The following is a 13697-nucleotide window of genomic DNA, read 5'->3' as shown; positions in this document are numbered from 1 at the left end:
CCACAAAAAAAACACGGGCAAAGCCCGTACTCACGAATATACACTAATTTTCGGCAACCCGGTACAGCACCGCAAAAGAAACGGTAAAATTACTTGAGAATGGCCTCAATTTCGGCGCGGCTCAGGTAAGTCCGCTCGTTCAGGGCCTGCGCAATCTTGCAGAGTGGCTTCTGGCAGGCCATCAGGATGTTGTAATCCTGCTCGACCACGCTCGTCTCGGCCAGCTGAAAATAGTAGCACGCCGCCTGGAACTTCTGGTAATCCGGATCGCTCTTGTAGAGTTCCATGGGCAGTTCCTTCATGACGGTATCGAGGTCGCACTTGAAATCCTTGCGCATCAGGAATTCCGCGATATGGCCCGCCATCGCGATATGCGCATCGCCCTCGAGTTCCGTACCCGCGATGTGAGTGGTGCCCGGCTGCTCCTTGGAATTGTTCATCTTCACGTAATCCAGCGGGCGCTTGAATAAAAACGCGACAAGCGCATGGCCCGCCTCGTGATTACACAACTTCTTGAATTCTTCTTCCCCGAAAAACTCCACCAGCGATTCATGCGTCAAGACTTGTTCCGGCATTGCGAAACTCCTTTTTTAGCCGGATAAAATATTACTTACTTTTCTTGTAGCGCTCGATGCATTCCTGGTAAAAGTCGTACGTCTGCTTGGCGATAGACTTCCAGCTGAACACATCTACGGCACGCTTGCGGCTCACCTCGCCCATCTTCTTCGCAAGTTCCGGGTCTGCGAGAACCTTGTTTAACTTGTTTGCAAAGTCGGTCTGGAAGGCCTTGGGGTCGGCAGGCTCGAAATCCGTCTCGGACACGTGCTTGAGCGGCACCAGGAATCCGGTTTCGCCGTCCACGATAATCTCGGGAATCCCGCCCACCGCAGAACCCACCACCGGGGTCCCGCAGCTCATCGCCTCGAGGTTGATAATCCCGAACGGCTCGTAGAGCGAGGGCGTAGCAAACACGGTCGCATGGCTGTAGAGCACGCGGAGTTCCTCGTGCGGGACGGCTTCCTGAATCCACACCACGCCGTCGCGGGAGGCCTGGACCTTTTCGATAAGCGACTTGCATTCCTCGGCGAGTTCCACCGTATCGGGAGCACCCGCACAGAGCACCACCTGCGCCTTCTTGTCGATTTGCGGAATGGCCTGGATAAGCTGGCTAATGCCCTTCTGGCGCGTAATGCGGCCCACGAACAGCACGTAGGGGCGGTTCGGGTCTACGCCCCACTTCTCGAGGATGCCCGCATTGAATGTCGGCGCGTAGAATTCCGGGTCGATGCCGTTGTAGATAACCTTCACGCGGTCCTCGGGCACGCCGTAAAGCTTCATCACGTCGCGCTTCATGCCTTGGCTCACCGCAATCACGCCGTCGGCAGCCTCGTATGCGGTGCGCTCGATCCAGCAGCTCATGGCATAACCGCCATCGCCCAGCTGTTCGGCCTTCCACGGGCGGTGCGGTTCCAGCGAGTGCGTGGTGAGGATTAGCGGGCACTGCAGAAGGCGACTCGCGAGCACGCCACCGAAGTGGCTGTACCAGGTGTGGCAATGGATTACGTCGATATCCTTGAGGGTAGCGGCCCACTGCAGGTTGATATCGAGCGGCTTGAAAATCTTCTGGAAGCGGTCATCGGCCGGGTCCAGGCCCAGCTTGCGCGAAAACCCGATTGCACGGACATTGTCCTCGTCTACATCCTGGCTCCCGAAGCAGCGCGCCTCGATGTGACAAAGTTTCGAAAGTTCCTGCGTAAGGAACTTGACGTGGATACCTGCGCCGCCGTAAATTTCCGGCGGAAACTCGTTAGTAAGAATTGCTGCGTTCATGAAGGAACTCCTTTTCACCAATAATTATAAAAAAACACCCCGCCTGTGGGGCGAGGTGCTTGGAGTGAGTGTGGAAATTCTTAGAAGTTCTTGCACTGGGTTTTCCAGTTGCCCTGCTTACCAATGATGTTGCCGTCGATATACTTGCCACTGGTGCCTACGAAGTCCGCCTTGCGCCATTCCTCGCCACCGAGGTGCCAGCGCATCCAGGCAACCGTCGCAGCCATGCCGTCCCAGGAACCGGAACCGTGACCGTAACCGCATTCCCTGCGGCCAGGGGAAACTTCGTAGCATTCGGTACCCTTGCCTCCCGTCATCTGGATAAGGCATGCAGGCGCCTTGACATTCGCGTTGTTGTAATCGTTCTCGGCGTTGCCGCGTTCCATGCCGCCTTCACCGTAGAGGATTGCGATAGTCCGGTCGGTTGCCACCTTCATGGCACCGGCTCCGCCCCAGTCACCGCTGTTGTTGAGGAACGCGGTAAGCACGCGCCTGTCCTTGATGAGGGCCTGTTCGGATTCAAGACCGCCCATGGAGTGGCCCGAGCAACCGACCGTATTCATGTCGAGCTTGCCAAACAGCGGGCTATTCGAGTCCTTGTTCAGCCCATCCAGCCAGTCGAGAGCCTTGATGGCCTGGGTCGCATTGCCCGGAGATTCCTTGAGAGCAACCACCACGAAACCGTGGGAGGCAAGACGGCGAATCATGCCTTCGTAAGCACTCGGTTTTGTACCACCACCGGGGCCCCATACCACGACGGCATGCTTCTGGTCCGGATTGTCGGTCAAGCGCTTGGGGTACGCAAGGATTCCTTCCCCATCCCAGCCGGTATTCGTCTTGTACTCGACTTCCATATAGTTCTTTTCTTCTTCCTTGTCGTTCGCGAGGAAAATTTTCGAAACGGCGGGCTTCGCATCTTCGCTGGAAGAAGAAACGACCGGGGCAGCTTCGCTGGAACTGGAAGCGGGATTTTCGACAACCGCGCTGGAAACCGGGGCCACATCTGCGCTGGAAGCAGGATTCACATCTGCGCTGGAAGCAGGATTCACATCTGCACTGGAGGTCGGAAGCGGATTCGTTCCCGGGCCGCATGCATCAGGCAAGCTAGAGGCCACGCAGGGGTCCGCCCAAGGATCAACTTCGCCGCCACCGATAATATCAGTAGAGCTGCTGGAAGCAAGAGTCGGGTCGACATCACCCACCTGGGCGGGGTCGGCCATGCCCGAGGAACTGAGCGCGGCAAGCGGATCGTTCGGGTCGTATTGCTGCTGGGCGGCGGCAACGGTAGATTCGTCGCAGTTGACAACGGCAAGGGCGGCACTTACAACCACGAGGCCCTTCGCCAGATTCCTGAAGAATCGAGATTTCATTGTATTACTCCTTGATTTACTCCGTAACCGCATATAAAGATACCTTGCAAAAAAAGGAAAAACTCGCGGTTTTCGCGAGTTTCTATGGACAATAAATCCAAAAGGAGCTGTTTACCGGGGGGCGTAGATGCGCGACATGAACTCGGCACGGGTCTTCTCGTCGGTCTTGAACCTGCCCAGAAGCTGGGTCGTGACCATCGTGGCACCCGGCTTCTTTACCCCGCGCATCGTCATGCACATGTGCGATGCCTCGAGCACCACCGCGACTCCCTTCGGGTTCAGTTCCTTCTGGATGAGTTCTGCAATCTGGCGGGTCATGCGTTCCTGGATTTGCGGGAAGCGGGCATAGAATTCAACGACGCGCGGAATCTTGGAAAGTCCCACCACGCAGTCGCCCGGAATGTAGGCCACGTGGGCCTTGCCCGTAAAAGGCAGAAAATGATGTTCGCACATGCTCGCGAACTCGATGTCCGGCACGATAATCATCTCGTCGTACTTCTCGTGGAAACGCGTCTTGAGAATGTCTTCGGCACGCATCTCGCCCGAAAGGCCGGTCATGAGCTCGGCATACATCTTCGCGACACGCTTCGGCGTATCGAGCAAGCCTTCGCGGTTCGGATTCTCGCCCATGCCGGCGAGAATCATCCGGAAGCCGTCTTCCATCATCTTCAAGTTCATGCGGGAAAAGATAGAAAAATTACCGGATATCAACCCTCACCAAGGCGCCAGCGCCCTTGGCAATATATATACCGTGCGGAATGTTTTCGAGCGACATGCCGTTTATCGCGGTGCGGACAAGCGTTCCGTTCAGGTTGAACAGCCTGATTTCGCCCGCAGATTCCAGGCGGTTGCCCACGCGGACAATCCCGGAGGTCGCACGCGCCAAGCCCTCACCCAACTGCGCGCCGTTCACAATTCCCGTCGTTTCGCCGCCGTTCACGTAGTCGCCGAGCCCGTAGGCACTGCGCATAATCTTCAGCACGTCCATGTCGAACACGGAGCCATCCGGCGCGGACTGCCTGCGGATAATCGTCATGTTGTTTTCGCCCTCGTGGCCCGTATCCCAGGCGATGGGCACCACCTTGTTCTGTTTCGCGAGTTTCATCACGGCGTCGTAATAGGCAAGGCGGCCCTTGCGGTGCTTCGCGTAGTTGTCGCCCGTCAGCACGCCCACGCGGTCGTTCGCGCCGAACTCGCCGATAATCACGGGCACGCCCTTGTCTACAAAGTTCGTCTTCATCTTGCCGAACTGTTCCTGAATCTGCGCGCTGGTGCACTTGTCGCCCATCGCGCCCGCCCAGGCGTTGTAACCGCAGTTGTGCACGATGTCTGCACCGGCCGCAAGGTCGTCGCCCCAGTAGTATTGCGGATAAACTTGCGCGCCCCAGTCGGCAATGTCGTTCATGAGCGTGTAGGTGTACGGGTCATAAAAATGCACCTCGACCATCAGGCGGTTTTCAATCACGTCCTTCGGGAGTTTCGAAACCGGCATCACCTCGGTCGTGCGGTCGATACTTGTGGAAGGCCCCTGGATTACAAGAGTACGGCTCGCATTGTTGCTGCCCGTTGCGCGCACGGCATCCACGAACGTCTGGTGGTACACCATCAGGATTTCCGTCTCGTGCCTGTAATTGTCGTCGGTAGTCGCGGGCTCGTTCGCGCTCGCAAAGAGCAGGTTCTCGTTATAGTCCTTGAAACGCGTCGCAATCTGCGTCCAGTAGGATTTCTGCTTCGCGTTCACCTCGTCCTTCTTTTCGTCCTTCAGATTCTCTTCGAGCCAGCCGCCATCCCAGTGGATGTTCAGGACCGTCACGAGGCCAGCGCGCATGCACATGTCCACCACCGTCTGCACCGAATCCATCCAGCTTTCGTTTATCACGCCGTCCTTAGCGTGGCTGTCCCAGGCGCAGGGAATGCGTATGGTGCTGAACCCCGTCGCCTTCACCGAATCGATGTAGGCTTCTGTCGGGAACTTGTTGCCCCAGCCCGTGGGGTTGCCCGGAACTTCCATCGTGTTGCCGATGTTTATCCCGAAGCCCATCTTGTTGAACATTTCGCCCGCAGTCGGGAGCGTTTCGGCATTCGCGAGCACAGCAAGCGATGCCACGGAGAAGGAAACGGCCAGCGCCGCAGTCCTGAGTCTGCTTTTAAGCATAACATCCCTTTAAGGCGTAAAGACGCCTTCACTTCAAACAACACCTGAAATATATATGGATTTATGGTCCGCGGGCGACCATCCGGCATTTTTTCCGTTGACAAGATGTCAATCTTGTACACAAATAATGTATTTTGGAATCATGACAACACCAAATAACATTCCCGACCCGACGGCAGTACACCCGATTGCGGGCTACGACAAGGAAATCTACGTGAAGCCAACGCTCAAGAACCCGAACATAGTCGTGGGCGACTTCACCTACATTGCCGACAGCGAGTTCGAAAGCCACGTGACTCACCTATACCCGTGGAACAACGACAAGCTGATTATCGGCAAGTTCTGCCAGATTGCTGCGGGAGTGGAGTTCGTGATGAACGGGGCAAACCACCAGATGAACGCGGTCTCGACTTTCCCGTTCTACACGCTCACAGGCTGGGACATGAAGGCACCCGCACCTGCGGACATGCCGCTAAAAGGCGACACGATTATCGGGAACGACGTGTGGATTGGCCAGAACGTAACGATACTCCCCGGAGTACATATCGGCGACGGTGCGATTATCGGCGCAAGCAGCGTCGTTGGCAGCAATGTGGAGCCCTACACGATTGTCGCAGGAAACCCGGCGCAATTTATACGCAAGCGTTTCGACGAAGAACTCACAAACCTGATGCTCGAATGGCGCTGGTGGGACAAACCCATCGAAGAAATAAACTCGCTTATCCCGGTACTCACGAGCAGCGACTTGACAGAAGTCAAGAAGAAAATTAAAGAGATGCTCGGGAAATAACCCAGCAAAAATTACACGAACACGACTTCGTTGCCGGTGCGTTCGGAGACGTTCCGGTTCGGGAGGCCACTCTCCGTATCGGCATAGCCGATGGCAACGGAGGCGTACACGCGTTCATCTTCACGCAAGCCAAGTCCGCGCAGGTATTCGAGGAGCGTCGGGTCTTCGTTCAGCCACTTGAGCTGGTTGATGTAGCAACTGCCGAGGTCGAGTTCGTTCGCCGCAAGCATCATGTTCTCCACCGCGCATGCCACGTCGGCCATGTTGTTGCCGTATTCCTTCCTGTTTGCGACCACAATCAGCACGGGCGCCGTATAGCAGAACGAGTAGTTGCCTTTACGGGCGAGCGTGATGGAATTCTTGAGGCTCTTGTACAGGTCTTCGCGGAGTTCCATCTTCGCGAACGCGGACTGCACAAGTTCCTTGAGTTTCGCAATCACCGAAGCATCCGAAATCACGAAGAAGTGATTCGTCTGAGCGTTGCCGCCGGTAGGGCCAAACTGACCCGCCTCGACAATCTGCTTCAACTTCTCGAGTTCCACAGGCTGTGCCTTGAACTTGCGGGTACTGCGACGCGTGCGAATTGCTTCGAGTGTGTTCATATTCTTTTCCTTGGAGATCCCCGCCTTCGCGGGGATGACGAATTAGGGATCGCGGGGATGACGAATGAAAAATAGATCCTTCGACTTCGTGCTTCGCACTCCGCTCAGGATGACACTTGCGTGTCACTTATCCAGCGGGAGGATCAGGATACGCGAGTTGCGCTTCTGGTTGTAGTGGTCGCGCTTGCTCTTGGGCAAATCCTCGACCGTACCATCCTCGAATCCGAAGTGGTAGAACCAGTCAAGCGCCTGCGTGGTCAGCAAGAACAGCTTACTGTAGCCTTTCATGCGCCCGACAGAAATCAGGTGCCGCACGATGGCATCGCCAATGCCCGACTTGCGGTAGTTCGCGCCAACCGCGATGCCCGCAACTTCGGCCATCCCGTCTTCGAACTCGTGCAAGGCGCCGCAACCGTGAATGCTGTTGTCGATGCTGTACACCACGTAATCCTTGAGCTTCTCGGAAATGCTTTCCTGCGTACGCGGCACCAGGTAGCCCTTCGCGATGTAGTCCTGCATGATGCGCAGGATATCGGGGATGTCCTCGATGTTCGCGGGCCGGATACTCGAGTACTGGTTCGCGTACACCATGGTACCGTCACCCCGCGCGCTGAAGACTTCCTGCAGCACGCTGCCCTGGAATTCACCGCTCAGCAAATGCACGCGGTTCGCGCCCGCCTCGCACGCCCGGATGGCGTTCATCAGGTAGTCCATCTGCGCAAAATCGAGCACGTCGGAATTGAGTTCCAGGAGTTCCTTCGCCTGGTCCACGTCCAGTGCCGAAATCACGCCCGAGTCCGTCGGCTCCAAGTACTTCGTGTTCTTGCCGGTCACGAGCCCCTTGAGCTTGATGCCGTTCTCGTTACCGATAAAGAAGAGCTTGCCCACCTGCATGTACTTGCAGATTTCGGTCGCGAGTTCCGTAGAACTGATATTGTAGGCATGCCCGATCTTGTTCCAGCCGATAGGCGGAATGATAGGCACGAAATTCTCGTCAAGCAGCTGCTCCAGAATATCGCGCTGAATCCGCTCGATCTTTCCGGTGCGCATGTAGTCCACGCCGCCAATCACGCCAAGGCTCCGGGCCAGCACCCAGTTGCCCTGGATACCGCTCAGGCCGCTCGCCGTGAGGTGGCTCATGATGCGCTGGGCAACCCCGAGGCTAGCCTGTTCAATGAGGGGCAGGGCCTCCTCGCTCGTAAGCCGGACGCCACCCTCGAACTTGCTTTCAAGTTCCCAGGCCTTCAACTGTGCGTCGATACTGTTTCGCGTACCCGGCACGATAATGATGCGGATACCCGCCTTGTGCAGCAGGGCGATATCCCGCATGAGCACGGGGAACAGCGGATGGTCCATCAGGCCGTCGTCTATCTTCAACACGAACAGCTGGCCCTTGAACCGGTCCATATAGCCGAACACTTCCCGGATGAATCCGGCAACTTCGAAGTGCTGGGAATAGAAATCGGACGCAGTGTTATTCATGTACATAAACATAAAAAAACGCGACCCCGTCAAGGGCCGCGTCCACAAATTTTTGCCTTTTCAGGCCCGCAATTTCGCGTTACTTCTTCGCGGCGGGCTTCTTTGCACCCTTCGCGGCAGGTTTCTTGGCATCGGTCGGCGCGCTTGTCGAAGCATTGGCGGGTTCGGCCTTCTTGGAATCCTTTGCCTCGGCAGGTGCAGCAGCGGGGTCAGCAGCCTTAGCGGCGGCAGTATCGGCCGGAGCAACGGCGGCATCGGTTGGCGAGCCCACCGAACCATCGACAGCCGGGGTTTCCGCGTACACCTTCAGGAGTTCCACCTCGAACACGAGGAGCGCATTCGCGGGAATCATCGGCGGGACGCCCGCCTCGCCATAAGCAAGCGCGCTCGGAATCCAGGCCTTCACCTTCATGCCTTCCTTCATCACCTGGAGCAGGTCCTGCCAGCCCTCGATCACGGCATTCACCGGGAACTCGAGCGGTTCGCCACGTTTAACGCTGTTGTCAAATTCCGTACCGTCCAGGAGGGCGCCAATGTAGTGGACCTGCACCTTGTCGCTCACCTTGGGGGTAATGCCCGTGCCTTCCTTGATAACCTTGTACTGCACGCCCTTCGTGGTAACCTTCACCGTGGAATCCAGCACGTTCTTCGCGAGGAACTGCGCCTGCTCCTCGAGCGACTTCTGTGCGGCAGCCTTCGCATCGGCTTCCTTCTTCTGCTGCATCTGCAAGAGCAGGCCCTGGAGCGCCTTTTCCGCCGTAGTATCATCCATGAGAACCTTGCGGGTCGTGTCCACCTCGTCCTTGATGGCGGCGATAATCACGTCGAGCTTGAGAGGAACGTTTATGTTCGCAATCGCCTTGCCGAGATCCATGCCCAGCGCGTAACTGTAGCGGTCGACCGTGCTGTCGAGAGAAACCTTCACTTCGGGAGCAGGGGCGGGTGCAGCCGCGGGAGCGGGGGCCGGAGTCGGGTCCGTCGCGGGGGCGGCATTCTTGTTCCCGCCACAGGCAAGCAGGGCGGCGCAGGAGGCAGCAAGGAGGGTAAAGCGGGTCAGATTCATGGCGTTCCTTTCCGTGGTGTGATGTTCAACACACAAAAAATTAGGAATTTTCGTTCCAGTAGACCAACTTTTTTCGGGCAAAAACGGGCATTTCCAGATGCAAATTTGGACAAAACCCGCTTTTTCGCACCATTTCGGGCATTTTTTACCCGATTTGTGAGGCGTTTCACATCATGGACAATTTGTAAACGCAGAGTTACAAGAATACTTGCATTCCATGTAAAACGTTTCTATTTTTATACACGAGGGATGGAAAGAGAGAATAACATGAATAGCAACTTTATGAATATAGTGGCGAAAGCCGCCGAAAATAAGAGCCTATTCGACTCCTCTGTCGAAAACATCAAGGTCGCACTTGATGACTCCATCAAGGTATCCACGCAAGCCGTTCCGCACATGGCGCCCAAGTCCGGATCTACCGGCTGGCTCCCCGGCGCGCTATCGTACCCGTGGGCAATATTCTGCCTGGTCATCCCCGCCATTCTCGACGTGGTCGTGTAAAGCAACCCCTGCCATCCAGCGCAGGGTTTTCTTTTTATTTCTATCTTTACTCCGTAATTTTCGCGCATACCGCGCACCGGAGACATTATGGCAGCACTCATCCTCGACGGCAAGGCACTCGCCAAGACCACTGAAGAAGAACTCAGCGCCCGCGTGGCGAAACTCAAGGAAAAGACGGGCAAGACCCCCATCCTCGCCACCATCCTGGTGGGCGACGACCCGGCGAGCGCCACCTACGTGAAGATGAAGGGCAACGCCTGCGCCCGTGTGGGCATGGAAAGCATCCGCGTGGTGCTCCCGAAGAACACCACCACCGAGGAACTCCTCAACAAGATTCAGGAACTGAACGACAACCGAGACGTGCACGGCATTTTGCTGCAGCACCCGGTTCCGCGCCACATCGACGAGCGCGCCGCCTTCGAGGCCATCGACGCCCGCAAGGACGTGGATGGCGTGACCTGTCTTGGCTTTGGCCGCATGGCGATGGGCGAACCCGCCTACGGTTGCGCAACTCCCGCAGGCATCATGCGCCTGTTGAAGGCATACAACATCCCGCTCGCGGGCAAGCACGCCGTCGTGGTGGGCCGTAGCGCGATTCTCGGCAAGCCCATGGCCATGATGCTCCTGAACGCGGACTGCACAGTGACCATCTGCCACAGCAAGACGCAGAACCTCCCCGAATTCGTGAAGCAAGCCGACATCCTGGTAGGTGCGGTCGGCAAGCCCGAGTTCATCAAGAAGGAATGGATCAAGCAGGGTGCGGTCGTGGTCGACGCCGGCTACCATCCGGGTGGCGTGGGCGATATCGAGAAGGGTCTCGACGACGTGGCGAGCGCGTATACCCCGGTTCCGGGCGGCGTGGGCCCCATGACCATCAACACGCTCATCTACCAGAGCGTGGAAAGCGGCGAAAAGTATTTGGGATAATTCGGATTTCGGATTTCAGAGTTCAGAGTTGCTTAGTTAGGCGGCTTCGCCGCGACTATTCTAATTCGTAATTCCGAATTCCGAACTCAGAACTAGTTACCGTCTGGTGCGTTCCAGTTCAACGGCGTCCGCTTCGGCGGAATTGGGCGAGAGCGTGTTCTTCATAATCTGGCCGACATATTCCGCGCCAATACCAATCAGCGTTCCCGTGAGGGAATCGTTCGAATAATTGAGGTCCATCGCGGCTTTCGCATCGGATGCAGCACGTTCGTTACGCAGCGTCGCACTGTCCGAATAAACTAACGGTCTGTTCTTCGTCGCCCCCGGAATGACGACCGAATCGACGGCATCATTCTGCGCGGAAGCCTTCTTTTGCACGAGTTGCGCAAAAGGAAGCGACACGCACAACAAAAGACACGCTAAAACAAATTTCATACGGACAAATATAGTTTTTGCAAGAGTTACTTGTCCTTGACGCAACGGATTCCGAAGCGGTAGCGGTCGCTATCAATGGATCTCTTGTAGACGTTCTTGCGCACGCTATTGACTCCGTTCGACGACATGATGTAGTAGTAGCCCTTCTTGTTCTCGACATCTTCTGCACCAATGCACGCCACGGCCTCGTCCCTGACATTGACAATATCGTAGCCGGAATTATCCTGGTAGCAGGTGTTCGGGATAACGCCTAGACCGTACTTGTCGGTACCCTGGTTGTACGAAGGCCACCTGAACGTGTATCTCAAATCAAGGGCGTATGTCGCCGAATCGTTCGCACGGACAAAGGCGAGCAGGCTATCCCAATCCGCAGTAGTCGAGATATGCCAGCCATCCGGGCAGAGGGGGTCTATGACAAGGGAGGTGAACGGGAACGAGTAGTGCAGCCCGTAGATGTCGCAGGAATCGCGCTTGCAGGTACTATTTTCCGATTCGTACTTGAGGTTCTCTGCCATCCATGTTGTGCCGTTGATTTCTATGGTCCTGTATTCATGGCCATCGCGTTCATCGACAAGCGTACCGTATGTTCCCTTATACCCGTACACCACTTTTTCTTCGCTCACGCAGCGGACGTTAAACTTCGTGTCCCTTATGGCATTCGCTTTAGCAACATTTGCAGTATCCGTATAGGTTCCTTTATAGGCGACCAAGGTATATACAAGGGAATCATTAAGCTCCGTACTTGACCACAGGTAGGTAGCCGTATCACCAAAGTCATCCCTGCCGTTCCATATATACCCCATCATTATAAGTGAGAATCCCGAACTGTTGTTCCCCTTGTAGGTTTCATTTTCCTGGGAAACCAAGGTACTGGCGCGCTTATAAGGCGTCGCTATATACACCAACGTGTCAAAATCTTCCTTTGTGGGGAGTCGCCAACCTGCAGGGCAGGCTGTCAAAGCATCTTCATACCGATAGAACTTTCCATAGCGCACACACGAGAATGTCGTGTTTCCGTGATACCCTCCAAAACAGACACTGCTGTCCGTCTCGAAATTCAGGTTCTCCGCCATCCACTTGGTATGCCCGATGTTTATGGTCTTGTACGTCCTGTTATCGCGGCTGTCGGTAAATTCCCCGTACTCGAGTTCAGGGTTCATGTAACTCAAGGTATCGTCCTTGAGGCGCCCCTTCATGCAAAGCAGCCCGGACACGTTCGCGGTATCGTCCTTGATTGTCGCGATATTCGAGCCCTTCGCGAATACGACGCTTCCCGTTATTTCGCCCTTCTTGCTCCCCCCTATCAGGAACCTGGCCTCATCGCCATCCGTGGGCTTGATGCCGAGACCAAATGCGTCAAAGGCATAGTCATCGCCCCAGCCTTTCTGCGCCTTGAGCGTAAACCCGGCAAAGCACTCGCCACCGACATAAGCGAGAAAGTCTTTCCACTCGCTAACACTCGGGATATGCCATTCGAAAGGGCACGCCTTCTTGCCGTTAGCCTCGAGATACATATACTTGCCATTGATTTTCAAGCTGCCGTCTTCGTATATGGAGCACTTATTTTCGCCATTCTTGTTGCAGGCTCGGGTAGAAAGCGAACTGTTTGGTTCAGCACCATTGCACACCTTCCGGTCCTCGCCACGGACACCGAATGTCGTCGTAGGATTATTTAGATTGGGAACCAAGTCTCCCTTTATGCACCGCAATGCAGCAGGAAACGCAAAATTCGTAGTCGCCTTGTCATTGATATTTTTTGAGTCAAATACCATGAAATATGGTCTGATATTTTCACTACCACTAGTTTGTGTAGCCGTAAAGAAATTTAACGCAGCCGATTTATTCGTCCCTTTTTCGGGAATGGCAACGGTAAACCCGTAATCATCGGTCCCCTGATAGCTCGACGCGTTATCCTTAGAAAACAGAGCCGGAGCCAACCCCTTATACTCGTAGAATGAGGGAGTCGATCCGTAGAACTTACTAAGCAGGGCCACCCAATCCCCCCTCGTCGGAATCCTCCATCCATCCGGGCAGATTCCCTGGAGAGGCTGGTCACAAACAATGTTGTACCCACAATAGGATTTTGTAGAATCGATAACCTCGCCCCAGGTATAGATTCTTCCATACTTGGTGCAGTCCTTATCATCGTCTTGGTGGCAACCGAGGCTAGATGCCGGCGCGTAGTTCAGGTTCTCCGCCATCCAGATACTTCCATCAACGGTAATGGTCCTGTACTCGCGCCCGTCGCGCTTGTCGGTAAACGTTCCCTTCTCAATCTTAGAGACGTCGTAGGTGTATCTCGACGAAGAGGACCCCGCGCTAGAAGATGACCCGCCGGAACTGGAACTGGAGCCCTTCCTGCTGGAACTGGAACCGCTTTTGGATTCGCTAGAATCCTCATCGCCGTCGGAATCACTCGAGTCATCTTCCAGGGAAGAATCGTCGCCGCGGGCGATAAAGTCGGAATCGTCGTCCCCGCAGGCAAAAAACACCTGCGTCAAGACCACAATCAAGCCTATAGAAAGAAGATGCTTCATGTTCC

Annotated in this window: 13 protein-coding genes; 3 read left to right on the top strand and 10 right to left on the bottom strand. The window is 55.6% G+C overall.

The genetic code is table 11. The features are described 5' to 3' along the window. Positions 1–89: 89 nt before the first annotated feature. The 5 genes from BUA44_RS14255 to BUA44_RS14235 all read right to left on the bottom strand — a co-directional run bounded on the left by BUA44_RS14255 (position 90) and on the right by BUA44_RS14235 (position 5355). Positions 90–575 carry a hypothetical protein gene (locus BUA44_RS14255; protein ID WP_072813367.1) on the bottom strand — a complete coding sequence of 162 codons (486 nt, stop codon included), beginning with the start codon at positions 573–575 and terminating at the stop codon, positions 90–92. Positions 576–606: 31 nt separating this feature from the next. Further along, complete coding sequence (gene glgA, locus BUA44_RS14250; protein WP_072813364.1) at positions 607–1830, bottom strand: glycogen synthase; 1224 nt, start codon at positions 1828–1830, stop codon at positions 607–609. Between the two features lie 80 nt (positions 1831–1910). Further along, entirely contained in the window at positions 1911–3200 is a 1290-nt protein-coding gene (locus BUA44_RS14245; RefSeq protein WP_072813362.1) for a poly(ethylene terephthalate) hydrolase family protein, read from the bottom strand. A gap of 111 nt (positions 3201–3311) precedes the next feature. Beyond that, a complete protein-coding gene (gene folE / locus BUA44_RS14240; RefSeq protein WP_072813434.1) occupies positions 3312–3878 on the bottom strand; it encodes a GTP cyclohydrolase I FolE in 567 nt (188 codons plus the stop codon). Between the two features lie 19 nt (positions 3879–3897). Further along, positions 3898–5355 carry a glycoside hydrolase family 5 protein gene (locus BUA44_RS14235; RefSeq protein ID WP_072813360.1) on the bottom strand — a complete coding sequence of 486 codons (1458 nt, stop codon included), beginning with the start codon at positions 5353–5355 and terminating at the stop codon, positions 3898–3900. 142 nt (positions 5356–5497) lie between these two features. Between BUA44_RS14235 and BUA44_RS14230 the strand changes: the two genes are divergently transcribed. After that, a complete protein-coding gene (locus BUA44_RS14230) occupies positions 5498–6145 on the top strand; it encodes a CatB-related O-acetyltransferase (RefSeq protein ID WP_072813431.1) in 648 nt (215 codons plus the stop codon). An 11-nt stretch (positions 6146–6156) separates the two neighbouring features. Here the strand turns inward: BUA44_RS14230 and BUA44_RS14225 are convergent, their stop codons facing one another. The 3 genes from BUA44_RS14225 to BUA44_RS14215 all read right to left on the bottom strand — a co-directional run bounded on the left by BUA44_RS14225 (position 6157) and on the right by BUA44_RS14215 (position 9292). After that, complete coding sequence (locus BUA44_RS14225) at positions 6157–6747, bottom strand: nitroreductase (RefSeq protein WP_072813357.1); 591 nt, start codon at positions 6745–6747, stop codon at positions 6157–6159. A 123-nt stretch (positions 6748–6870) separates the two neighbouring features. After that, positions 6871–8229 carry an amino-acid N-acetyltransferase gene (gene argA, locus BUA44_RS14220; RefSeq protein WP_072813429.1) on the bottom strand — a complete coding sequence of 453 codons (1359 nt, stop codon included), beginning with the start codon at positions 8227–8229 and terminating at the stop codon, positions 6871–6873. Positions 8230–8308: 79 nt separating this feature from the next. Continuing rightward, positions 8309–9292: an FKBP-type peptidyl-prolyl cis-trans isomerase gene (locus BUA44_RS14215; protein WP_072813355.1), complete on the bottom strand. Its 984-nt coding sequence runs from the start codon at positions 9290–9292 to the stop codon at positions 8309–8311. A gap of 267 nt (positions 9293–9559) precedes the next feature. Between BUA44_RS14215 and BUA44_RS14210 the strand changes: the two genes are divergently transcribed. Continuing rightward, a complete protein-coding gene (locus BUA44_RS14210; protein WP_141398293.1) occupies positions 9560–9793 on the top strand; it encodes a hypothetical protein in 234 nt (77 codons plus the stop codon). Positions 9794–9880: 87 nt separating this feature from the next. Beyond that, positions 9881–10720 (top strand): bifunctional methylenetetrahydrofolate dehydrogenase/methenyltetrahydrofolate cyclohydrolase FolD, encoded by an 840-nt coding sequence (folD, locus tag BUA44_RS14205; RefSeq protein ID WP_072813350.1) that lies wholly within the window; start codon positions 9881–9883, stop codon positions 10718–10720. A gap of 96 nt (positions 10721–10816) precedes the next feature. Here folD and BUA44_RS14200 read toward each other — a convergent pair whose 3' ends face one another. Continuing rightward, the gene (locus BUA44_RS14200; RefSeq protein WP_143152023.1) at positions 10817–11155 is read right to left on the bottom strand and encodes a hypothetical protein; all 339 of its coding nucleotides are present in this window, start codon (positions 11153–11155) and stop codon (positions 10817–10819) included. Positions 11156–11181: 26 nt separating this feature from the next. Next, the gene (locus BUA44_RS14195; RefSeq protein WP_072813345.1) at positions 11182–13692 is read right to left on the bottom strand and encodes an FISUMP domain-containing protein; all 2511 of its coding nucleotides are present in this window, start codon (positions 13690–13692) and stop codon (positions 11182–11184) included. Positions 13693–13697 lie beyond the last annotated feature (5 nt).

Origin of the sequence: Fibrobacter sp. UWR3, assembly GCF_900143055.1 — a bacterium.
Taxonomy (GTDB): Bacteria; Fibrobacterota; Fibrobacteria; order Fibrobacterales; family Fibrobacteraceae; genus Fibrobacter.
This window is presented reverse-complemented; position numbering and strand designations above follow the sequence as displayed.